The sequence below is a fragment of the Candidatus Methanoperedens sp. genome (genome assembly GCA_027460525.1).
Lineage (GTDB): Archaea > Halobacteriota > Methanosarcinia > Methanosarcinales > Methanoperedenaceae > Methanoperedens.
Genome location: JAPZAS010000029.1, coordinates 52,896 through 73,993 on the forward strand (window position 1 = coordinate 52,896; position 21,098 = coordinate 73,993).

At 38.0% G+C, this 21,098-nt stretch carries 23 protein-coding genes; 3 read left to right on the top strand and 20 right to left on the bottom strand.

Features of this window, described 5'->3' with window-relative positions:
• Nucleotides 1-2: 2 nt before the first annotated feature.
• From O8C68_10245 to O8C68_10330, 18 genes are all read right to left on the bottom strand, one after another.
• Nucleotides 3-911: a glycosyltransferase gene (locus O8C68_10245; GenBank protein MCZ7396176.1), complete on the bottom strand. Its 909-nt coding sequence runs from the start codon at nucleotides 909-911 to the stop codon at nucleotides 3-5.
• Nucleotides 908-1,930: a hypothetical protein gene (locus O8C68_10250; GenBank protein MCZ7396177.1), complete on the bottom strand. Its 1,023-nt coding sequence runs from the start codon at nucleotides 1,928-1,930 to the stop codon at nucleotides 908-910. Before O8C68_10250 ends, O8C68_10245 begins: the two co-directional genes overlap by 4 nt.
• Entirely contained in the window at nucleotides 1,914-2,957 is a 1,044-nt protein-coding gene (locus O8C68_10255) for a hypothetical protein (GenBank protein ID MCZ7396178.1), read from the bottom strand. Before O8C68_10255 ends, O8C68_10250 begins: the two co-directional genes overlap by 17 nt.
• Nucleotides 2,958-3,146: 189 nt before the next feature.
• A complete protein-coding gene (locus O8C68_10260) occupies nucleotides 3,147-3,809 on the bottom strand; it encodes a class I SAM-dependent methyltransferase (GenBank protein MCZ7396179.1) in 663 nt (220 codons plus the stop codon).
• Nucleotides 3,810-3,852: 43 nt separating this feature from the next.
• Nucleotides 3,853-4,317 carry a glycosyltransferase gene (locus tag O8C68_10265; GenBank protein MCZ7396180.1) on the bottom strand — a complete coding sequence of 155 codons (465 nt, stop codon included), beginning with the start codon at nucleotides 4,315-4,317 and terminating at the stop codon, nucleotides 3,853-3,855.
• 11 nt (nucleotides 4,318-4,328) lie between these two features.
• Entirely contained in the window at nucleotides 4,329-4,805 is a 477-nt protein-coding gene (locus O8C68_10270; GenBank protein MCZ7396181.1) for a hypothetical protein, read from the bottom strand.
• A complete protein-coding gene (locus tag O8C68_10275) occupies nucleotides 4,802-5,527 on the bottom strand; it encodes a class I SAM-dependent methyltransferase (GenBank protein MCZ7396182.1) in 726 nt (241 codons plus the stop codon). Before O8C68_10275 ends, O8C68_10270 begins: the two co-directional genes overlap by 4 nt.
• Complete coding sequence (locus tag O8C68_10280; GenBank protein MCZ7396183.1) at nucleotides 5,524-6,714, bottom strand: glycosyltransferase family 4 protein; 1,191 nt, start codon at nucleotides 6,712-6,714, stop codon at nucleotides 5,524-5,526. Before O8C68_10280 ends, O8C68_10275 begins: the two co-directional genes overlap by 4 nt.
• Complete coding sequence (locus O8C68_10285; protein ID MCZ7396184.1) at nucleotides 6,711-8,159, bottom strand: radical SAM protein; 1,449 nt, start codon at nucleotides 8,157-8,159, stop codon at nucleotides 6,711-6,713. Before O8C68_10285 ends, O8C68_10280 begins: the two co-directional genes overlap by 4 nt.
• A 12-nt stretch (nucleotides 8,160-8,171) precedes the next feature.
• A complete protein-coding gene (locus O8C68_10290) occupies nucleotides 8,172-9,365 on the bottom strand; it encodes a glycosyltransferase (GenBank protein MCZ7396185.1) in 1,194 nt (397 codons plus the stop codon).
• A gap of 454 nt (nucleotides 9,366-9,819) precedes the next feature.
• Nucleotides 9,820-10,470, bottom strand: coding sequence for a methyltransferase domain-containing protein (locus O8C68_10295; GenBank protein MCZ7396186.1), 651 nt, complete (start codon nucleotides 10,468-10,470; stop codon nucleotides 9,820-9,822).
• On the bottom strand, nucleotides 10,463-11,296 hold the full coding sequence (locus O8C68_10300) for a polysaccharide deacetylase family protein (protein MCZ7396187.1): 834 nt from the start codon (nucleotides 11,294-11,296) through the stop codon (nucleotides 10,463-10,465). The genes O8C68_10295 and O8C68_10300 overlap by 8 nt, the downstream gene beginning before the upstream one ends.
• A gap of 21 nt (nucleotides 11,297-11,317) precedes the next feature.
• Nucleotides 11,318-12,409, bottom strand: a complete 1,092-nt coding sequence (wecB, locus tag O8C68_10305; GenBank protein MCZ7396188.1) for a UDP-N-acetylglucosamine 2-epimerase (non-hydrolyzing) — start codon at nucleotides 12,407-12,409, stop codon at nucleotides 11,318-11,320.
• Nucleotides 12,406-13,305, bottom strand: coding sequence for a glycosyltransferase family 2 protein (locus O8C68_10310; protein MCZ7396189.1), 900 nt, complete (start codon nucleotides 13,303-13,305; stop codon nucleotides 12,406-12,408). Before O8C68_10310 ends, wecB begins: the two co-directional genes overlap by 4 nt.
• A gap of 420 nt (nucleotides 13,306-13,725) precedes the next feature.
• A complete protein-coding gene (locus O8C68_10315; GenBank protein ID MCZ7396190.1) occupies nucleotides 13,726-14,700 on the bottom strand; it encodes an exosortase/archaeosortase family protein in 975 nt (324 codons plus the stop codon).
• The gene (locus O8C68_10320) at nucleotides 14,630-15,055 is read right to left on the bottom strand and encodes a hypothetical protein (GenBank protein MCZ7396191.1); all 426 of its coding nucleotides are present in this window, start codon (nucleotides 15,053-15,055) and stop codon (nucleotides 14,630-14,632) included. The genes O8C68_10315 and O8C68_10320 overlap by 71 nt, the downstream gene beginning before the upstream one ends.
• Nucleotides 15,052-15,573, bottom strand: coding sequence for a hypothetical protein (locus tag O8C68_10325; protein MCZ7396192.1), 522 nt, complete (start codon nucleotides 15,571-15,573; stop codon nucleotides 15,052-15,054). Before O8C68_10325 ends, O8C68_10320 begins: the two co-directional genes overlap by 4 nt.
• Nucleotides 15,574-16,305, bottom strand: a complete 732-nt coding sequence (locus tag O8C68_10330) for a hypothetical protein (protein MCZ7396193.1) — start codon at nucleotides 16,303-16,305, stop codon at nucleotides 15,574-15,576.
• 278 nt (nucleotides 16,306-16,583) lie between these two features.
• Here O8C68_10330 and O8C68_10335 point away from each other — a divergent pair, with 278 nt between their 5' ends.
• Genes O8C68_10335 through O8C68_10345 form a run of 3 tightly spaced genes read left to right on the top strand, consistent with a single transcriptional unit; the run spans nucleotide 16,584 to nucleotide 19,277 of the window.
• A complete protein-coding gene (locus O8C68_10335) occupies nucleotides 16,584-17,402 on the top strand; it encodes a type II CAAX endopeptidase family protein (GenBank protein ID MCZ7396194.1) in 819 nt (272 codons plus the stop codon).
• A complete protein-coding gene (locus tag O8C68_10340; protein ID MCZ7396195.1) occupies nucleotides 17,399-18,157 on the top strand; it encodes a polysaccharide deacetylase family protein in 759 nt (252 codons plus the stop codon). Before O8C68_10335 ends, O8C68_10340 begins: the two co-directional genes overlap by 4 nt.
• Entirely contained in the window at nucleotides 18,135-19,277 is a 1,143-nt protein-coding gene (locus O8C68_10345) for a glycosyltransferase family 4 protein (protein ID MCZ7396196.1), read from the top strand. Before O8C68_10340 ends, O8C68_10345 begins: the two co-directional genes overlap by 23 nt.
• Here the strand turns inward: O8C68_10345 and O8C68_10350 are convergent.
• Together O8C68_10350 and O8C68_10355 are read right to left on the bottom strand one after the other, a co-directional pair.
• Nucleotides 19,264-20,121, bottom strand: a complete 858-nt coding sequence (locus tag O8C68_10350) for a DUF1616 domain-containing protein (protein ID MCZ7396197.1) — start codon at nucleotides 20,119-20,121, stop codon at nucleotides 19,264-19,266. The two genes, O8C68_10345 and O8C68_10350, sit on opposite strands and share 14 nt — an antisense overlap.
• Nucleotides 20,122-20,162: 41 nt before the next feature.
• The coding region (locus O8C68_10355; GenBank protein ID MCZ7396198.1) for a His/Gly/Thr/Pro-type tRNA ligase C-terminal domain-containing protein at nucleotides 20,163-21,098 on the bottom strand (936 nt) is incomplete at its 5' end.

Below are 21,098 nucleotides of genomic sequence, written 5' to 3' on the forward strand. Positions count from 1 at the left end.
CTCTAAACCCCCTCTTTTTGCGATTGCGGGGATAGCATTTTTGAAGTATAATACTTAATTATAAGATCAGCAAAGTGAAACAAAAAAGATGGAACCATGTAAAATGATTTGATTCCAAAGTTTCTTATTATAAAAATAATATGGTTTCTAACCATGTAATAATTCGTGAGGTATGCTGAAGAAAGTCTAACTCCGCCAAGCTCTGCTTTATAATGATATACCACTGCCTTTGGCTGGAAGTACAATTTAAATCCTATTTTTCTTATCCTGAAATTAAGATCTACTTCTTCGCATGTGTAATTTCCCTTGTATGCATTCTCCTCATATCCACCTACTTTTTGGAGCGCATCTTTAAGATATAATGAACATGCATGAACGTCTGGAACTTCCTGAATTTTATCTGTAGAAATATCAAAATTGCGATACATCAACCCTGTTTTCTTATCAAATATACATGCATAGTTATTCTTGGTCATTTTATAATCGAGACTTAATGGTCCTTTGGTAAATCGGTCTTTATTCTTTAGTAGAAGTTTAGGAGCAATAGCACCAACATTCTCCCCACTATTAACAAGCTCTTCGAATGTATCCACCAATATTTTCAAGCAATCCTTTTCCACAACAAGGTCGTCCTCAATAAAAAATATAATTTTGCCCAAGGATAGTGATATTGCCACATTTCTATTAGCAGGAAGTCCGAAACGTGAAAAATTCTTGTTATAACGAATTCTCGGATTTATTTCGGTATACTGTTGTGAAATTGCCAATGTATCGTCAGAAGATGCATCATCGGAAATAATAAGCTCCCAATTCGGGTATGATTGTGCTAAAATTGAATCTATGCATTGGGGCAATAGGTTTGCCCGGTTGTAAGTAGGAAGAAGGATAGATACAAGTTCATTTTTGTTCATAGTAGAGCATGCACCTCTCTAAATACACTTGAGTTATAATTTTGAGGTATTTCAACTTCATAAATAGGCACTTCTTTCAAAAATTTTTCTAAATTTATCCTCAAGCGATCCCAATGCATTGCAATTCCACTCATAGGAAAAACAAAGGTATATGCTAGCATATATTTATAAAAATGCAGGAGTATCATTTCTCCTCGATTATTTTCAATCAATTTACCAACAGCTTCATTAAGGCTGATGTTATTCTTTTTAATGGTTCCTTTATTTGTTCGGCTAATAAAGAAAAGTGCATCCAACCTGGCTGAGTTCGCTATTGATTTATCGCACTTCTTATAATCGGCTTTATTATGGAGGTATTTAATTAAATTAATTCGATCAAAAATGCCATTGAATTCTTCGGTTGATAGATACTTGCATTTAAAGTCAAAAGTTATTGGAGAAATAGGAAAACATAGTATTTTATCTTTTTGGATAATAACTCTATCATCACCCAACCATTTGAATCCATCTTTTCGAACAAAATCCATAGTGAGTGTTGATTTAAAAGCACTGGGTCTTCCTGCCAATATATACCCTTTATTATTATTAGTGACACCAGCAGCATGAATGAAAAGGTGACCTTTTTTACAGAGTTTATATTCAATGAATGGCTGCAGTATAAAATTTTGAGGCACTCGATCATGGAAAAGTGCTTCTGATCCAGATACTTTACCGTTATAATTTATAGTTGTTGACCCATCTTCAAATCCAAATATTTCTACTTCCCATTTTGCTCTTCCTCCGGAATCCTTGCAATAAAGATAATTTTCTTTGATATGGTATTTATGGTCTAGAAGATAGCAATCATTATTTGAAGGAGTAAATTTTCCTATGTTAAGTATAATGTCTGGTGCATCCATTTCTTTAACTTCAAAAAACGCGAAGGGTAAATTTAAATCTCTTACGTAATCACGCTTATTATCTCGGATTATTTGAAATTTTATTAAATTGTGGATATTATAGTTAAGTATTTGTTTCATTAATTATCGCCAAAATTTTTTCAAATGTTTTTGTATCGTACTTTTGTGGGACTTCAACTTTATAAAAAGGTATGTTTTCAGGCAAGTGATTCTTCAGATTCTCTTTATACATCTTCCAATGATTCGCAAACTTGCTATCTGGGAAAATATATGAGTACTCCACCAAATGCTTAGTAAATGGGAGAGATTCAAGTTTCTGGCTCACAACCAAATGACAAATTAATTCATCACGTGATATCCTATTTACCTTAAATTCATCTTTTGGGATTAGAAGAAAAACAGCAGACAACATACATTCATTAATTATTGAATTTGGGAATACTTCCATAGGATATAATGTCGTAAATATTTTAATATATCCAAAAGTCATTTTATATAATAAATTTTTCAGACCTAAAATAATATTACTTTTAACTCCAATATTTTTTTTGATTAATGGGGATAAATTATAAGTAAAAATATTTAATTGTGAAAGAAAACCAACAGCTTTCTTATCATGGATTATTGTGTAATCATCGCTTAAAAAGTCCCATCCTTCCTCGACAAAATGTAATGCAATTGTGGTTTTGCCAGCACCACTTCGTGAAGGAAATAAAATACCACGGGAATTTTTGTTTATGCATGACCCATGGATAAATGGATAGCCTTTCTGATTCATTTTAATACGCATTAAAATATCTATTAAATGACCAGATATAGCCATACTACTTAAAAAATTACCCGAAACACGAACTATAGTATTTTCATTCTCAAACCCAGATATTTCAAATTTCCATTTTGTAAATTTATACGAATCCTCACTACAATACAAATAATCTTTTTTAATATAATATATATTATTAATGATTTGGCAATCTGAATTTGCAGGATCAAATTTTCCTAAATACACAATAAAATCATATTCTTTACTATTTTCACTTTCAAAACTTTTATATTTGCTACATACTTTATTAAATTGATATTTAGATGACCCTGTATTCACAAGTTTAAATTTTATTGTGTTATGAATATTATAATATTTTTCCATTTTAAATAAACCAAATACTTTTTATTATAAGAAAGTTTCGAAAAAGGGTTCAAACTTCCACAGTGTTTCACCTGAATTATCTACATCCCACACCATTTTCATTTTTCTCTTTTTCCAATTCTCTCGCGATCTCAAATTGATTACATTGTGTAGATTATAATATAATGTCTCGTTCATTTTAAATCACTCTTAAACTTTCTCCGCTACTATTAATGGGCACTTTCCAAATATGTGAAAATGTTTTGCCAAAAATTCATTATCATTTAAAAGAGGAAACTCTACAGATTCAATGGATTTTATTTTTAACCCAGACCGCTTTATCATACGGCTCCAGCCATATGAACTATGTGAAAATTTATGAAGTTTTGAGTGTCCAAGTTTTATCCCAATTATATCATACCAATTTGGTGCTGTAAAAATAAATCTTCCTCCTCTTTTTAGTAGCGTATATATTTTTGTTAAATATCTATTAGCAATATCAGGGTCTAAATGCTCTAGAACATCCAGAGCTGTAATATAATCAAATTCTAAATTTCTAAATTCTTCATTTGGTTCTATGATATCCCTCTTAATAATCAAGATATTCTTATAGTCGGAGAATCTCTTAGAACAGAAAACTACAGCATTGTCATCTGTGTCCACACCATACACAAAATTGAACCTATCTGTGATACGATCAATTAACTCGCCTGTCCCGACACCGATATCGCATAATATATCACCACCTTCAATTTTCAGAGAAACTTTATTCATTTTTTTTGCATTTAAATTTAGACAATAAGAGTATTGTTTATGCAATTCATCATAATCAATTGGACCTTTTATATTACCATCTCCATATTTTTCGAACATAGTTTATTAAATTGATATTAAGTGATTTTACCTATAATCTTATTCATTCAATCACATTAAGATTACGTATATATTTTTTTAGTTCATATATTAATTTATTTTCTTTTTGTTTAATAGAGGAATATTCTTCAATATTTTTCAATTTTTGTTCTAAATCTTTTATGTTTTCGACTATTATTAAAATCCCCTCTTTCTCCAATTCTTTTGCAATATCCATTTGATGATCATCAAAATGTTCTTTAAATTGTTTTCTTCGAGGTACAACAATATTTAATTTATTATGTTTCAATGCAGAAATTATACATCCAACACCAGCATGAGATACTATTACCCTTGAGTTTTCAAATAATTTCTCAATTTCTTCATTAGAAGTAAATCTAAAATATTCTGCATTTTCAGGAATATATTTTGTATTGCTGATTTGCATTATTACCTTCTCATCTATTTTTCCTGCAATGTAATCCATTTCTATAATAAGTCTAGAAAAGTCCCATGAACTTGTTCCCACCGTTACAAAGATCATACCACACGCCCCTTATACATTGCTTTTCTATAAAATCTAAGCATACTCTTCCATTGAACTAAAAACAAATCTGCTATTGGGTAGATAATTCTTCCAGTGCCGGAAGGCTGATTTACTCGAGCTATACTTTCTATATAAATTATTTTTGCTCCAAATAACTTACCTAAATAACAAAGTGGAATGGTAGATCCTCCACCTGTACTTACTATCACTTGTGGTTTTTCTGTAAGTAAAATCCTTAAACATGAAAACATTAGCTTAATCATGTAAAACAATTCAATAGGAATTATAAAAACTCTATGCTTAACATTATATTGCTCTCTAACATAATATACACCAGCAATCTCTTTTAAATCCCTCGTAGTTTCAGCAAAAGTAGTAACAAAAAATATTTCATGACCCCCAAAAGCTTCAATAATGCTCAACATCTCATCAAGATGTCCACCCTCTGCGCACTCAAGACAAATTTTCATACTTGGCCAACCTTTTCGGCTGTTACTAACAAACTACCACCAAGTAGGTTTACTAAAGGACTCGATTCAATTAATGGTTCCATCTTTTTTATAAGTTTCCAGATTCCTTTCGGATTTGATGGAGCAAAACTTATTCCATTTATATTCCTAACAGTAAAACCGCACTTAGAAAATCTTCGCTTCACATATAGATAATTTAACGGGCGATGCCCTCTTGTCTTCCAGCTCTTTCCAAACTTTGCTCTATATTGCACAAAAGCCAAAGGATTCCATTCATTTCCCTCCACTGCGAACAAAATTCCACTTTGTTTCAAAACCCTATTTATCTCTTTGATGGGTTCTGTGATGTCTGAAAAATGATGTAATATTGCCCCACAAAATACTGCATCCATTGATTCATCCTCAAAAGGTAGATTAATTCCATCCCCACAAATATATTCACAATTTTTATCTATATTCTTGGCGATTTTGACATTGCTGTATGTAATATCTAACCCAATAACACTATCGAATGATCTTTTGAGATATGGTGTAAATGCAGCAGTTCCACATCCAAAGTCTAAAACACGTTGTGCATTTATTTCAAAGACACCCAAGAACTTAAGAACTCTTAAGATTTTTTTTTCATCCCATGGATTAGTTCGATATTTTAAACCCATAATTTCAAATGCATTTTTATGATATGAAATTTCGTCATTAGCATATTGGATTTCTTTTTTCATTTAACACCTTTTGTTGTCGTATTTTGATTGGATTGTACATATATCGCCTCTGTCTTTTCAGCAATTTTCTCCCAAGAATAATTCTTAACTTTCATTTTCCCATTTAGTCCCAATTTTTTTTTCATATCTTCATTCTCTAACAAGTAAATTATAGCATTAGCTAATGCCTCTGTGTTTTTTGGTTGAACCAATAAACCATTTTCTCCGTCCTTAACAATATCTGGTATTCCACCAATATTTGATGCTACAATCGGAACACCACATGCCATTGCCTCTAAATTTACAATGCCAAAACTTTCGGTATTCATTGTTGAAGGGAGTATAAACACATCCGCTGCCTTATAATATAATGGCTTCAAACCATCTTCGACAAATCCCACAAATCTAACATTTTTTTCAACCCTTATTTTTTTTGATAGGATCTCAAGTTCATCATGCATCACACCTTTTCCAGCAAATACCAACTCAACATCGGACACATTTTTTATGATCTTTGGCATCGCCTTTAAAAGCACTTCTGGACCTTTATATGGAGATAGATAACCAAAGAATAACAATATTTTTTTATTAAGAGGAAGACACAATTTCTTTCTGCAATCTTCTTTCGAATAAGAAATATTAAAATCCCTATAATTTATCCCGTTTGGGATCACAACGATTTTTTCCCTGTACTTTCTCAAGAACTTCGATTCATTAATATAATATTCTGAAGGAGAAATGATAGCATCCGCATAGCTTAAAACCTTATCAACCAGATATTTATTATGAAAGGCTACACCTACTCTGCGAATAAGTCCACCATAACTTTCCACCCAATCGCCATGATATGTAACTATGAATGGATTTTTATTTTTCTTTGCATATCTTAAACCTGCTAAAGGTCCTGGTGGAATATCAAAATGTGTATGAATGATATCCACATTATGATCCATAGGTTTTTTGAACATTCCGAATGAGATATTAGAGGTATGTATCCTGAAATTTGTACCATAACGATAAATTGTCACGTTTTCATTTTTGTCGATTGAATCATCAGAATTAATTGAAGTAGTGAACACATTGACTTCATGACCTCGCTTGGCCATCTCAGCAGATAGATAATATGCTGCCAGAGAAGAACCACCGTATACATAGTCCTTATGCTGTTGGCTGTATGGAAACTTTGTGACAAAATAGCCAATCTTCATTTTTTTCTTCCCATATATTTGAAAAAAAATTTTGCCGACTTAATCATCCCATTCAATTCATGCAATCCGTTCTTTCGCAACACATTACCCATCGCTATCGGTATATATGAAGTGGTTAAATAATATTCCTTCAGCCCTCGATCCACATAATTTTCTATATCTTCCTTCGTAAAATCAGGATACGATACAATACATTTCTGGAATCCATCCTTATCAAGAGATTCCTCTAGATCATCAACCAATAAAAAATTATTCTCTTTAACCCAATTATAGAACTCTGTTCCCGGCATCGGTGTTGCTATCGAAAATTGAGCGATATTTGGTTTAATTTCTTTAACAAATTTTATAGTCTTGTCTGCAGTTTCTTTTGTCTCCCCTTGCATGCCAAAGATAAAATCTGCCAGAATCATTAGCCCAGCCTTTTTAGCATCTTTTGTAAATTTTCTGCTATCATCGGTTGTAATTCCTTTCTTTATATTTCGTAGTATCTCGTCGCTTCCGGATTCATATCCCACATCCAATAGCCTACAACCAGTTTCTTTCATTATTTTCATGGAATCGTAATCGAGGTTTGCCTTTGAATTGCACGACCATGCGATATCAAGTTTCCTTCGTTTAATTTCGCCGCAAATTTCTTTTATCCGTTTTTTACTTATTGTAAATGTATCATCCTCGAAGAATATCTCTTTCACTTCGTGGACTTCTTTACTAATATATTCAATCTCATCCACCACATTCTCAACACTTCTAACTCTATGTTTTCTGCCCATTAAGGTCTCTGGCCATGAACAGAACGTGCATTGATTTGGGCATCCCCTCCCTGTAAATATCTGAACCATTGGATAAAGTGTATGACCTAAGAAATAGTCTTTTATATTAAGATGCTCTATGTATATTTTTGAAACAAAAGGAATTTCTTCGAGTTCTTCAGATATGCTAAAGTTTCTATTTAAATTGTGTATAATCTTGTTATTCGACTTATATGAAATTCCTTTGACAAGCTCTAAACTACTTCCTTTTTCTAATATTTCAGCAATATCCCTGATGGTGTAATCATATTCAAATCTTGCTGCAATATCCACACCCGCGTCTAATATTCGTTCTTGAAACTGAGAAACTGGGGGACCGACCAACACTGAAATTGATTCAACCTCGGAGGTTATTGTTTTTGTGACTTCTATATCATTACTAAGGCTTTGAAAATTACTGTCCGCCACTACTAAATCTGGTTTAAATTTTTTAACATCTTCTTTCACATTTTCTAAGTTCCATCCCCAAGCAGGTGCATCCACAAGACGGACTTTATGACCTTCTTTTTCAAGAACCCCGGTAGCATAGGATAACCAGATAGGATAATATAAAGCACCGCCTCTGCATCTTGCAGCCCATCTCGAATTTCTGCTATAACGTGGAACAAATGGGGGATTTAACATATATATTTTCATTATTAGTCCTCTTTATCGTGTTGATTCGGCTCGCTCCCATAAAATAGAATACTTTTTGAATATGAAATCATACCAAGCAAAAATCATAGTATATTCATTCAGCAAAACATAGTACATGATTCTTGATATAGAGACCATTGAGCTTTTATGTTCTACTTTGTCGGTTTTATTTAATTTAGATTTTAAATATAGTAGTAAGGATAGCAACCCGACAAAAATTATCACGGTCGAAATGAAATGTATAACAACGACCTCAAGATCCCATACAACAACATACATTAGCGGTATCCCAAGAAGAATGAAAGGAGAAAGCATTGTCAATGTCTTATGAGACGGAAATACAATAAATGCATATAAATTGCGGGGGCATAAGAAAAAGAAAAAATGTTTAAATATATTTTGAATAGTACCTGTACTTGTTCTTTTTCTCTGTTTTATTTGATCCTCATATGTCGTTGCTGCAGGCTCATAAACTGATGCAAGAGGTTCATATTTGATTTTATATCCCTTTCGCCTAACCTGTATGGTCATATCAAGATCCTCGCTAATAGTTAATGAATTGAAGTCCATGAGATCTTTTCTCCAAGCGCTAATTGTTCCTATAACAGTTGAAATACTATCCAACAAAGATTCTCCCTTCATGATAATATCTTCAATTTCCCAGTAAAACATTTCAGAACTGGTAAGTGTTTTATTGGGATTGGAGACTATATATCTTCCACTAACCGCTCCCACATCTGGATTCTTAAAATGGGGCATCATTTCCATTAATACATTTTTATCAAATAATGAATTTGCATCTGTAATAAGTACAATATTCCCTTTCGCATGATTTTTACTCAAGTTAATTGCAGATGATTTGCCTTTTCTTTCTTTTTCTCTTATTAATTTTAATGGTGGATCAGAATCTTGCGTAATAATATTTTCAACAAGTTCAACTGTTCTATCTTTTGACCCTGAATCTACAACTATTACTTCATATTTATCTTTTGGATAATTTAAGCAAAGCAAATTTTCAATTCGTCTTTTTATCACCTTTTCTTCATTATATGAAGGAACTATTATGGAAACAAACGGTTGGTAAGAATAATCCTTTTCATAAGGTTTTTTCATGTAAGATATCATAACCATCAAGAATGGATAACCGACAAATTTCCAAATCAATAGAAATGATAAAATATATAATATCAGAATTATCCAGTTCATATTACCATCCATTAATAATTAAATTTTTTTTAAATTTTTCCATATCCGCAGGCTCCCCCCTTCCGCCAGTTATTGATGCTCAGCACCGTGATGTAATGCTTCTTAGATAAGTGCTTCACGAACTGATGGGGTCTGTTGTGCTGGGATTTTTTTAGATCGACATTTGATGTTATTAAGACATTCATTTTTGTTAACTTCCCATCTTAGCCACTCTTGCGATTCTCTCCGCCGCCCTCCCATCTCCGAACGGATTCCTCCATCCATTGCTCCTTGCAAGCATATCCCTAGCACATTTCATAATCACCTCAGGATCCCCGTCCCAGCAAGCGCATTCGACCCGACCTCGACCGTCTCGGGTCTATCGTGAGCTCGTTCTGTTTGAATACCACTTGCTAACCTCTGCAGTTTATTTACATTCACCATCTTCATATAGTATGATACACCCTTTAACAAATTATTGCCTTTCAACATGAACAACCATCCCTGGTCCGTAGTTATAATACTCTATTTTTTTAATATCTGTTTTGAAATTATCTAATAGAGATTGCAGCTTTTTTTTAGTATAATAATAGCACTTTATTTTTCTATAATAAAGCAGGATCTCTCTAAGTGGGGTCTGGAGTGAATATAATGAAGGGACACTAAATATGATTTTGCCGCCATTATTTGTAGAGTTAAACATGTTAGTTAATATTGGCTTAGGGTCTTTGAAATATTCAAATACGCCTAATGCTATACAAACATCAAAACCTTTTGGCAAACCTTGTGTGATATCACCAACCTTTAACTCTGCTTTAACATTATTCCTATCACAAAAATCTTTAGCAATTTTTATCATTTCTTTCGAAATATCTATTCCCGAAACTTCAGCTCCATTTTTTGAGCATTCAACGACAAGCTTTCCTGAACCGCAACCGATATCCAGAATTCGCTTCCCTGAAATTGGAGTGGATAACTCTAAGGAAATTTTTAATCTTTTTATCAAACCAGGGCGTCTAAGCCAAGTATTTATTATACTATCAAAAACGCCTTCTGGTTTTTCGTAATATGAATCAAAATCCAATGCGAGATTTTCAAAATATTCCTCTACTCTCGTATTATTCATGCAAAATTTCCTCCCGTATCGAAGCAAATCTGAACTCTTTTAATAATTTCTTAAACTTCTTTTCTGTAGAAGATAATTTATAATAATGGTACCATTTAAGACTATTTACCCTCGGTTGATCAGAATCCAATTCCCATGGATGTATATAAAAAATTACATATCGATTTTCTTTGTTAATCCTATTTATGGCGTACTTAATAAACCAATAAGGAAATAATCTCAGATAAAAACCTCCTGCTATTGGTATATTTTTATGCACAAATGGAAGTCTATAAACTGAAAGTGGAATCTCTAAAAATTCCTCAACCGGATCAGCTTCCTTCTTTATGTTTGCCGATGAGATATGATATGGTGATAAAGGGGCATCTGGTACGCCATATAGATGGGTTTTTATTGGGAATACGCTCGAATCATATTTCAACCCATTCCTCTTTAGTACATCTATTGCCCATGCAGTTTCTTCCATAACAGTAAATTGGCAAGCCCGATATCCCATTACTTTATCCCCAGTTATCTTTTCCAATATTCTAACGGATTTTATCAAATCCTCTTCAAATTCAGATTGTGTTTGCTGTGTAATCGGAGTATGGCTATATCCATGTGTGGCTATTTCATGATTTTCTTCTCTGATCCTCTTTACCAAATCCGGAAAATGCTCTGCAACATAACCCAATATAAAAAAAGTTGCTCTTATATTTGATTCATTCAATAATTCGATTATTTTATTGGTGCTTTCAACCACCCGATCTTCATATAAATCCCATGTTGAGATATCTGTATCCATATACCAATCCTCAACATCTACTGTCAGAATATTTGTTACCATAGTCCCTATCCTGCAGTAAAATTAAAATTCATCATCTGATATTCTCCCCGCCATCACCCTCCCAATCCTCTCCGCCGCTTTCCCATCCCCGAATGGATTCCTCCAGCCGTTCCCCTTTGCAAGCATGCTTCTGGCGCACTCCACTACCCTCTCAGGCTCAACCCCTGCAAGCATATTCGATCCAACCTCAACAGTCTCAGGTCTCTCAGTGTTATCCCTGAGGGTAACGCACGGCACGCCCAAGATGCAGGTCTCTTCCTGCACGCCTCCCGAGTCCGTTAAAACAAGGCGCGCATTGCTCTCAAGCTTCAGGAAGTCAAGGAAATCCAATGGCTCTATCAATCTGATATATCCATTTGTCCTGATTTTAAACTCCTCCATCCTTTTTCTTGAGCGGGGATGGATGGGATAGATAACAGGAATATCAAATTCATGGCTAAGTTTCTCGATACCCTTCAGCATCGCCGTGAACCTTGCAGGGTCGTCCACATTCTCCTGCCTGTGCGCTGTCAAAAGAAAATATTCATTTGGTTCTACATTCAGCTTTTCCAGAATGCTCTTTTCCTTTGCGAGCCTTAAATTCTGATGGACTGCATCCACGATGGTGTTCCCGGTAACGAATATCTTCTCTTCGGGGATGCCTTCGTGCAGCAGTATTTCCCTGGATTTTTCTGTGGGTGCGAAGAGGTAACCTGACGCATGGTCTGCCAGGACTCTGTTTAATTCCTCAGGCATACGTCTGTCATAGCTTCGCAACCCTGCTTCTACATGACCCACTGTTATTCCGAGCTTGGACGCAGCAAGCGCACCCGCAAGCACAGTGTTCGTGTCCCCCTGCACCATCACGGCATCCGGCTTCTCCTTGATGAGCACCTTCTCGATCCCTGCCATCATCCTTCCTGTCTGTTCACCGTGCTCGCCTGATCCGACCTCGAGGTTATACTTCGCCTCCGGGAGCTCAAGCTGCTCGAAGAACACCCTGTCCATGCTGTAGGAATAATGCTGACCCGTATGCAGGATAAAATAATCCAGGCTCCTTCGCTCGCATTCCCTCATAACCGGAGACATTTTTATGATTTCAGGTCTTGTTCCAAGGATTATTGCAAGGCTCACGCTTTCACTTCCCGTTTCTCCCGGATCAATCTCGACATAGTATGCAGTATCATCCCTGTAAATGCCATAAAAAACCCCACCAGGGTAAGCAATATCATCAGCAGCGTTGGACCGAACCTCAGGCTTCCCCCAAGATAAAAGCTCCTGAGAAAACTCAAACCCATCCCGATCCCCACTATCGCGAACACAATCCCTGGCACTGTAAAATAAACAAGCGGTCTGTTCAGCTCCATATCCGCCAGCACCTTCATCAGGACTCTAACCCCGTGGCTCACCGGATTCTCTGTCGAGCAATCTACATCATACCTCACCCCGATCTCCACTTCTTTTACCCTTAATCCTGCACTGGCTGCATCCATCAGCATCTCGCTCTCTATGCCAAAGCCGCTCTGCCTGAATTTGAATGCAGGCACCGCACTTGCTGCAAACGCCCTGAAGCCGCTCTGCGTATCTGTAATATGAAGTCCGCTGTTCAGGTTTGTGGCTGTATCAAGTACGTTCTGTCCTATGCGTCGGTAAAAAGGCGTGTTCTTTCCATTGCCGTTCATATAGCGGCTGCCGTTCACCATGTCCGCTTCTCCGTTAAGGATTGGAGCCACGAGCTTCGGGATCTCTTCAGGGTTGTGCTGCCCGTCGGAATCAAGGGTTACGATGACCTTTGTACCATTCTGCGCTGCAACCTGAAAACCTGTCTTAAGCGCAGCACCCTTGCCTTTGTTGGTAGGATGACGGATAACTTTAGCCCCCGCTATTTCAGCTATCTCTGCAGTATGGTCTTTACTTCCATCCTCGACAACTATAACACGGTCGGCATGCTGTCTGCAGCGTAATACCACGCTGCCTATGGATACTTCTTCATTGAATGCGGGAATTATTGCAGTTATTGCTCCGGTCATGGTCGTCCTCCTGCTGGTTTTTTCTGCTTTTTGAATCCTCTTATGCAATTAAAGGTCATTTTGATAAAAACTCCCCCATTATACAATTATCTGCCCAATGCAACGTTGCCTACCTTTTTCAAATGAGAATAATAAATCTTGAATTATTAGTCATTTATTAGGACAATACCACCTACCTTCATTAGAGAATTGTTCTCAATCTATATGAATCTTTTCTAAATTATTAAATCATCTCAATTATAATCATTATAATAATACTCTTCATGCACAATTTTACTGCACGATACCATTCAGTGGGGAATCCAAGGAATGTTTTCATAGTGCACATTAAGGACATTGGCATTATCAACTCGATAGTTGCATGTATGGCAAGTGCTCAATAATGTTTTTGTATTATTCTTTCATAATTTTTGTACCTGTTTAAAAAAAAGAATTCCCCATTTTCTGTCCGATACGCATTCGATTTCTCCTTGCATACTTCAGGTAAACAAGAGCAAAGAAGGCGTACCATAGCGGAAAGATAATGTATCCGGCAAAGCTCTCTCCCCCCTCCACTGCGGAAGGTCCGAAATAGTAGCCCGCAAACAATAGCAGCATAAGACGCAAAAGGTTCTGGATTGAGGTGCCAATGATACCAAAAAGCAACATGGCTGCCCATTGCTTTCTTGGAAGCGGAATATCAAGAGACATCAGGGCAAAAACCGCAAGAAATACAGAGATCGAGGCAGCGCCCGAACATTCGGCATTGATGATTACTATGAGTCTTTCACTCGAAAGCGTGGTCATTGAAATTGCTGTACCGCTGGTTGTGATCGTGATAAAGTTTTTCGCAATAGTATAGACCATCCATGTGGTAGCCTGAGCATACTGCACTCCTGCAAAAGTATTCACAAGCTTAGGAAACGCTATTCCGAAGCCGTATATGCACAGAAGAAGCGCGGGTAGGGAAGCAGCCTCGCCGAAAAATACGAACGCAAGTCCCACCCATGCAAGGAGGAGGCGGAATATTTCAAATTCCAGAGCCACTGCAGGCAGGAAGAAAGAAGCTATCACAATCCCTGCCCCGCCTGCTGCAAACCAAGGTGCAGGCTTCGCGTCCCGGATCTCGCGTCGCTTTGCGAATAAAAAGATCACACAAAGAAAAAGCACTGCCCACGGATACACGCCGTTGAGGGTAAAGTATTCAGGCGACAGGTTTGACAGTGATTTCAATGGATTAAACAGGACTGCAGCAGCTGAGGCAAATATGAAAAAGTACCCAATCCTTTGCTTCAGCGCAATGTCCATCAGGTTCATAGTGGTGCAGGAGTAAAAATCCTTTGTATCAACTGAATGTGAATTCAATGCTATCGATGGGCTTTGCACGGTCATCTCGATAGACAGTGAACGATGCATTCTGTATAGGACCTTCAGTAAGTCCGGTGGTGTCGTCGTACTGTTTTTCGATCTGGAGAGTCATGGAAAGTGAAAATGGTAATCCAGGAAATACTTCAACAGTTTCATTCGTAAAAAATTGAGAATTCGTAAGAACCTGAACCGTATAGTTATGATTAATTGCATCATCATTATTTATTCGGACTGAGATCTGTGATATCTTTCCGAGCTGTTCGTTATAACCATCCACTCTGTTAAACTCCACGGGTTTCGTGTATTTTGTTTCCTGCTGGTATACTCCCTGAACGATGAATATCAGTATACTTACCAGAACTAATAGTAAAAATATATAAACATATTTTAATTTATAATTCATTTAAGTATACTTTTCCGCAATCTCGTATAAAATATTCCAATTAAGAATAGGGGTACAGCCAAACCAAATTTACTGAACTCCGGGGCTTCAACGACATCAAAGGGGAATAATGAGGTTCCTCTTAATACGTATTTTCCTCCACCGAGATATCTATATTCATCAACAGATATTTTCCACGTACCTGTGACACCTACTATACAAGAAGAACTTACATATTTATTTCCAATAGTTATACTTCCAGTATTAGGACTTTTTGAAGAACATGCAGTGTTTCCATCAGGGTATTTCCATGTAAACAACATATATTTGTTTTTAGCATCATAGTTTGTACTTGTTACTGTATCAGTAACCCCATTGTTCACTATGACTGGAGGAGTTGGGGTTATTGTATGGGTATAAATAGGAGTCGGCGTAGGTGTGGGTGTAGGCTTGGGTGCGGGTGTAGGCTTGGCATCGGCAACACTTGCTGCATTGACGAACAATAAAATAATAATTACCAGTAATACTAATTTTCTCATTTATCTCACCCCTCCAATGATCAAAGCAATCTGCGTGAGCACCATTCCTACGAATATTATGAATAGCACGCTGGATAGCCTGCCGAACCTGGTGCGCAGGTTTCCAACGGCACTCTGGCGCTTCCCGGCAAGCGTCTCTGAGAGTTCCATATATATAAGCAGGACTATCAAAGCAATGCTGATTATCAGGCCTACGTTCAGCGCATTGTGCGTAACGAAGGATTCATCGTAGTATCCCATGGAGTTAATAGAATTCGAACCCTTTGCAGATGACGAACTGAGCACTGACGTGGCAAACGTGGCAAATGAAACAAAGCTGCTCAATAACGCAGGATGATATGCAGGAACTGAAAGGGATGTTATGGAATTTCCGCTATCTGATTGTGTTTTCGCCACGAATGTTACCTGCTCCCCGGTTTTCAATTGGTTGCTGTAAACGTAATGGAACTGCCTGCCTGCGTTTGGCGCAAGGACAGCTATGCCGCTCATTACAATCTCACCGTTCGCATAAAGCCCGTAATGGGTATCCGCCTCTGTACCTGACGGATTGTTCAATAAAAAGGTCACTACGATTGGCTCCCCTTGTTTTGGCGCCTCAGGCAATGCCCGTATCGCGACCGGATCCAAGCGTGACTGCAAGCTTGCAGCAAAGCTGCCAAGGATTAGAATAGCAAACCACAACACAACTATCTTGAATAAAAGTCCGCGCTGTCCTATTCCCCCGTTACTCATTTTCTATTCCTCCTAATTTGCTGAAATTATTATTGTCATTATACATGACGACCACCTGCGTTTTTTATGACTCGCCACTCTAAGATCTACAGTTATTATAACTGTGAATACGATTCTTATTTTAGAGCTGACAATTTACTATTACATTTAAAGGTATTTAAATTTATCTATTAATAAATATAATAATTATTATCATCATCCTTATGCAAATTATCAGTACATATAGATGATATGGAAAAGCAGTATAATTATATAACTTAAAGTACTGAAACATTACCATGGTTAATTATATTTCTAAGAAAATCGAGTTCAGCCACACGAGCTCCAGATTTTTTATTCTTTTGATCTTTATTGCCATTATTGTATCCGAGTATATATTTGCATTCAAGGATGTAAGCTACGGCATAGTGCTCTCTCTCTTTATAACGATCGCAATTTATGTCACAATATCAGTCACCAGGATGGAAGGAGATTTCGTAAATTCGGCAGAATCTCTTGCGCTAATACCAATTTATGTGCTTTTTACCGCATCCCTCCCCTGGTTTTTCATCAGCCAGCAGTACCTCTTGCCTGCGGTTTACTCTTTGATCCTTGCCCTCTGCTTTTGGCATATAAACGAGCGCAATATAGACCTTCATGAGCTTGGATTCCGTTCAGAAGGCGCACTGAAATACGCTCTCATCGGTGCAGCATTAGCTATTCCAACCGGGATTATAGAATATATAATCCTCATGCCTTCACCATCATTCCCTTCTTTTGAAATCACGATTTTGCTTCGTGATGCGCTCTATATGCTGTTATTTGTCGCTCTGGCAGAAGAACTCTTGTTCAGAGGCATTATAATGAATGACCTGAAAAAAGTGTTCGGCTTGAGAACAGCGATCCTGGCACAGAGTGCCATGTTCGGAATCATGCATATGACATGGCGCTCATCCTATGAGATTGCATTCACTTTTTTCGCGGGTGTACTTCTGGGATACTTTTATTATAGAACAAGGAGTCTCGTCGGTCCAATAGTAATGCACGGAATGAACAATATTATTCTCGTCTCTTTGATGCCGTATATATTTCCTGTTGTACATAAGTGGTTTACATGAAGGCCGGGCTCAGGGTCGATGTTGACTGCATCGCGGATGCTCTGGCACTTCCTGCACTTCTTGATATTCTCGAAAAATATGATTCCAGAGCAACTTTTTTTATTGTTACAGGTCCCGATGATACATTTCGAAATATTGGGCACTATGCAGGAAAAAAAATCCTTGATCTGCCTCTCAGAAGATATGGAATGGGGTTTTTCCACGGACTTTTAAAGAAACATGTGGAATCCCATCCCAATCTTAAAATTCTCATTGATACCGAACATGAGATAGGGCTTCATGGTTACAGACATTACGAATGGATGAATTTTCTTCAAGGGAAAAGCAAAGAGGAGATCTCGACAATGATATCAAAAGGGTGCGAGCTGTTCGAAAATGAGTTCGGCTTCCCTCCAAGCTCGTTTGCTTCACCAGGTTTTCGGACCAGCAATGAATACCTCCTCGCACTCGATGATTTTGGTTTTGATTATTCCAGCGACTTCTATGGTGACAGAGCATTCTATCCGGAAATAAATGGCAAAAGGCTAAAAACCATGCAGGTTCCAGTTAGCATGCTCTCAACTGGCGAATTAGGCGCCGATGACAGCGATATACTAAGGAGGGTAAAAGAGCTTTGTAAGAGCGAATATTTTGTTTTCTACATTCATCCCTCTTATGAGTCAGTCTTTAAAAAGAACCTTTTAGAGCAAATCCTGAACCTTACAGGAGGCACCAGAACACTTTCGGAGATTCATGAAAATCCTTCAGATATATGAGCTTGATCCGCTGAAACGAATCGGGGGCGTGGAGGTTGCTGTTTTCGAACTCTCGCGCCACCTTGCTGAGCTGGGGCATGAAGTAACTGTTGTATCAGGAGCAGATGGAACATGTGGAGAATACACGCAGGATGGAGTTCGCTTTATTAACATAGATTTCTTGAATATTCTTAAAGTTGCACGTTCCCGTGGCGGACTTTCGCTTGCCAGGCAAGCTGCATTTCTACCCATCATACTCTCAAAAAAACTGAGCGGATATGACATATACCACGGGCATGTGTACACTTCCGGGATTGCTGCGAACATCCTTGCAAGAAGGTACGGCGGGGTTGCAGTGAATACTATCCATGGCTCCTACTATCCAGAATGGGATTTACTCGTGAACCCTGTGGCTGCTGCATTCTATAGATCGGTAGAACGCATCCTTGCGCCTGCTCTGGCGCATATGTCCGATATGCAAATCCATACAGGCGGTTACTTTGCACAGCAAGTGCTCAGATGGGGTGCGCAAACAGAAAAAATCAAAGTGATTTACAATGGGGTTGATGTCAAGAAGTTCAATCCGGGAATTAAACCTGTTACATCTGCCTACCACTGCCCTGTCCTTGTGACGGCAAGGAGGCTAGTCAGAAAAAACGGTGTGGACAGACTGATGCGCTTCATGCCTTTCATACTCGAGAATAAAAAGTGCAGGCTTCTTATAGTAGGCGATGGACCCGAACGCTACAATCTGATGCACCTGGCTGATGAGCTTGGTATAAAAGAGAGCGTGGATTTTCTGGGTGCAATACCTCATGAGAACATAGCAGAATACATTGCATTGGGGGACATCGCAGTGGTACCCAGTATAGTGGAGGCTTCAAGCATCTTTATGCTTGAAGCCATGGCGATGTGCAAGCCTGTTGTCGCAACGGGTGCATGGGGGCTTGAAGAAATCATAAACGGAAAGAATGGTGTGCTCACGGATGCCGAACACCTCGGGGAAGAAATTGCAGTGCTGCTCTCCGACGAGCGAAGGTTAAAGGAAATTGGGAAGAATGCACGCAGGTATGTGATCGAAAACCATACCTGGGAAAAGATTGCAAAACGTATAGAATACGAATATCTCAGGCTCTTGTGACATTCACCCATAAATGAAGATTTCTGTAAGGTGCTGTGAAGTTATTTTCTTTAAATAACAGGAATTCAAGTTTCAAATTATCACCCGTTCTTTCAGGCGTGAAAGAGACTCTCTCCTCCCATGTTGAGTTATGTGCCAATTTAACACGCACCGTGCGCAGTGTATCATTTTCGAGGGATATATTCAGCGTATAGTTTATCTGCCCATATTCGTGGTTTGTAATGCCGATAATAATACTGCTGTTCACTCCTACTACTTGTTGTGTCGGGTAATTTTCAGCTTTCCCATTATCTCCCAATATATAGAATTCCGTGAATTTTTCTCCCTGCTTTGGAGAAGCTATGACATATATTAATGCGATTATTGAAATACATATTGAAAAAATTAGAATGATCGTGAGGATTTTATCTACTCTGGACTTTGAATTGAGAACTTCCTCTTTTAAAGAAGAATAAATATATGGAAATGGAACTTCAAATCTTTCCTTCTCAGGTAACTTCGACCTCCTGTAGTATGAGATAAAACACATTAAAAATGTGAAAAGAGAGATGCAGAAAAGAATCGGGATAAGTCGTATCCCAAAGGGTGTGAAATTCAATCCCAGACCTATAAGTGGCACAATGGCAATGCTGAGACCGAAGCTTAATGCTAATCTTTCGATGCCATCTAAATCGCTTTTTCTTGGAAAAAGAGCTGCAATTAGAGCATAGCCTGGCAGGAATAAAACCATTGGAATGCCAAGTATGGTTCTGGCGGGAGTGGCATTGAGGGGTGGAAGCAATACGAACAAGACTGTTAAAATTATATAAATTACGACGATTTGAATGTCCCTGTTGCCTGACATGTCCCTTAATATGATCTCAAACCTTTTTAGTTTTCTGTTGCTTAAACAAACTTCGGTCTTGCCGACAGCTTCACAGCAAGCGGATTTGTCTTGAAAGGAAAACCAGAAACCTCATTTGATATCCTTTCGTTTAGCTCCAGCACGCTCATCATCACATTGGCAGGCTTATTCGGCAAGGACTCACTCCTCACCGTAACCGTAATATTATTGTCCTTAACTTCTTCATCCCCCACAACAGCCACATAAGGTACCCACTCTTTCCCAGCCTCGCGTATCTTCTTGCCCACGGTCTCCTCGCGGTCGTCAATGTCCACTCTCCAGTTCAACTCGCCTGCCACTTTTTCGGCATATTCCATATGCTTTTCTGTAACCGGGATTATCCTTACCTGCGTGGGCGAGAGCCACACCGGGAACATGGGGACGATGCCTTTCTCAGAATTCATGTACGCCTTCTCAAGCAGGGCATACATGCATCTCTCGATGGCGCCGCTGGGCGAGCAGTGCAGGATATAAGGTCTCTTTTCTGCCCCTTTGGAATCGATATATTTTATTCCATAACGCTCCGCATTCTCAACGTCTATCTGGACTGTGGAAAGAGCGCTGGCTTTGTCCATCGCATCAATATAATTGAACTCGAACTTCAGCACGAAATAGAAGAATCTCTCATCCCAGAGTTCTATCAATACAGGCTTGTTCACGGTCCTGACAAGCCCGACTATGAACTCTTTGTTCTTTTCATAGAAATCCCGCGTGAAACGAATTGCTACCTCGTAATCCGAAAGGGATATGCCGATTTTTGAGAGAACGTTTATACACATATTGTACTGGTCGTTGAACTGCTCCACAGCCTCGTCCATATCCCTGCACAGGGAATGCATATCAGGCATCGTGAACGCACGAAGACGCCGCAGCCCCACAAGCTCCCCGCTCTGCTCCTTCCTGAAGCTGTACCGCGTGAGTTCCACCATGCGAAGCGG

What these genes read in the sequence shown, in the direction of transcription:
- O8C68_10245 (MCZ7396176.1), bottom strand. Translation starts at nt 911, where the DNA reads ATGAACAAAAATGAACTTGTATCTATCCTTCTTCCTACTTACAACCGG.
- O8C68_10250 (MCZ7396177.1), bottom strand. Translation starts at nt 1,930, where the DNA reads ATGAAACAAATACTTAACTATAATATCCACAATTTAATAAAATTTCAA.
- O8C68_10255 (MCZ7396178.1), bottom strand. Translation starts at nt 2,957, where the DNA reads ATGGAAAAATATTATAATATTCATAACACAATAAAATTTAAACTTGTG.
- O8C68_10260 (MCZ7396179.1), bottom strand. Translation starts at nt 3,809, where the DNA reads ATGTTCGAAAAATATGGAGATGGTAATATAAAAGGTCCAATTGATTAT.
- O8C68_10270 (MCZ7396181.1), bottom strand. Translation starts at nt 4,805, where the DNA reads ATGAAAATTTGTCTTGAGTGCGCAGAGGGTGGACATCTTGATGAGATG.
- O8C68_10275 (MCZ7396182.1), bottom strand. Translation starts at nt 5,527, where the DNA reads ATGAAAAAAGAAATCCAATATGCTAATGACGAAATTTCATATCATAAA.
- O8C68_10280 (MCZ7396183.1), bottom strand. Translation starts at nt 6,714, where the DNA reads ATGAAGATTGGCTATTTTGTCACAAAGTTTCCATACAGCCAACAGCAT.
- O8C68_10285 (MCZ7396184.1), bottom strand. Translation starts at nt 8,159, where the DNA reads ATGAAAATATATATGTTAAATCCCCCATTTGTTCCACGTTATAGCAGA.
- O8C68_10290 (MCZ7396185.1), bottom strand. Translation starts at nt 9,365, where the DNA reads ATGAACTGGATAATTCTGATATTATATATTTTATCATTTCTATTGATT.
- O8C68_10295 (MCZ7396186.1), bottom strand. Translation starts at nt 10,470, where the DNA reads ATGAATAATACGAGAGTAGAGGAATATTTTGAAAATCTCGCATTGGAT.
- O8C68_10300 (MCZ7396187.1), bottom strand. Translation starts at nt 11,296, where the DNA reads ATGGTAACAAATATTCTGACAGTAGATGTTGAGGATTGGTATATGGAT.
- O8C68_10310 (MCZ7396189.1), bottom strand. Translation starts at nt 13,305, where the DNA reads ATGACCGGAGCAATAACTGCAATAATTCCCGCATTCAATGAAGAAGTA.
- O8C68_10315 (MCZ7396190.1), bottom strand. Translation starts at nt 14,700, where the DNA reads ATGCATCGTTCACTGTCTATCGAGATGACCGTGCAAAGCCCATCGATA.
- O8C68_10320 (MCZ7396191.1), bottom strand. Translation starts at nt 15,055, where the DNA reads ATGAATTATAAATTAAAATATGTTTATATATTTTTACTATTAGTTCTG.
- O8C68_10325 (MCZ7396192.1), bottom strand. Translation starts at nt 15,573, where the DNA reads ATGAGAAAATTAGTATTACTGGTAATTATTATTTTATTGTTCGTCAAT.
- O8C68_10330 (MCZ7396193.1), bottom strand. Translation starts at nt 16,305, where the DNA reads ATGAGTAACGGGGGAATAGGACAGCGCGGACTTTTATTCAAGATAGTT.
- O8C68_10335 (MCZ7396194.1), top strand. Translation starts at nt 16,584, where the DNA reads ATGGTTAATTATATTTCTAAGAAAATCGAGTTCAGCCACACGAGCTCC.
- O8C68_10340 (MCZ7396195.1), top strand. Translation starts at nt 17,399, where the DNA reads ATGAAGGCCGGGCTCAGGGTCGATGTTGACTGCATCGCGGATGCTCTG.
- O8C68_10345 (MCZ7396196.1), top strand. Translation starts at nt 18,135, where the DNA reads ATGAAAATCCTTCAGATATATGAGCTTGATCCGCTGAAACGAATCGGG.
- O8C68_10350 (MCZ7396197.1), bottom strand. Translation starts at nt 20,121, where the DNA reads ATGTCAGGCAACAGGGACATTCAAATCGTCGTAATTTATATAATTTTA.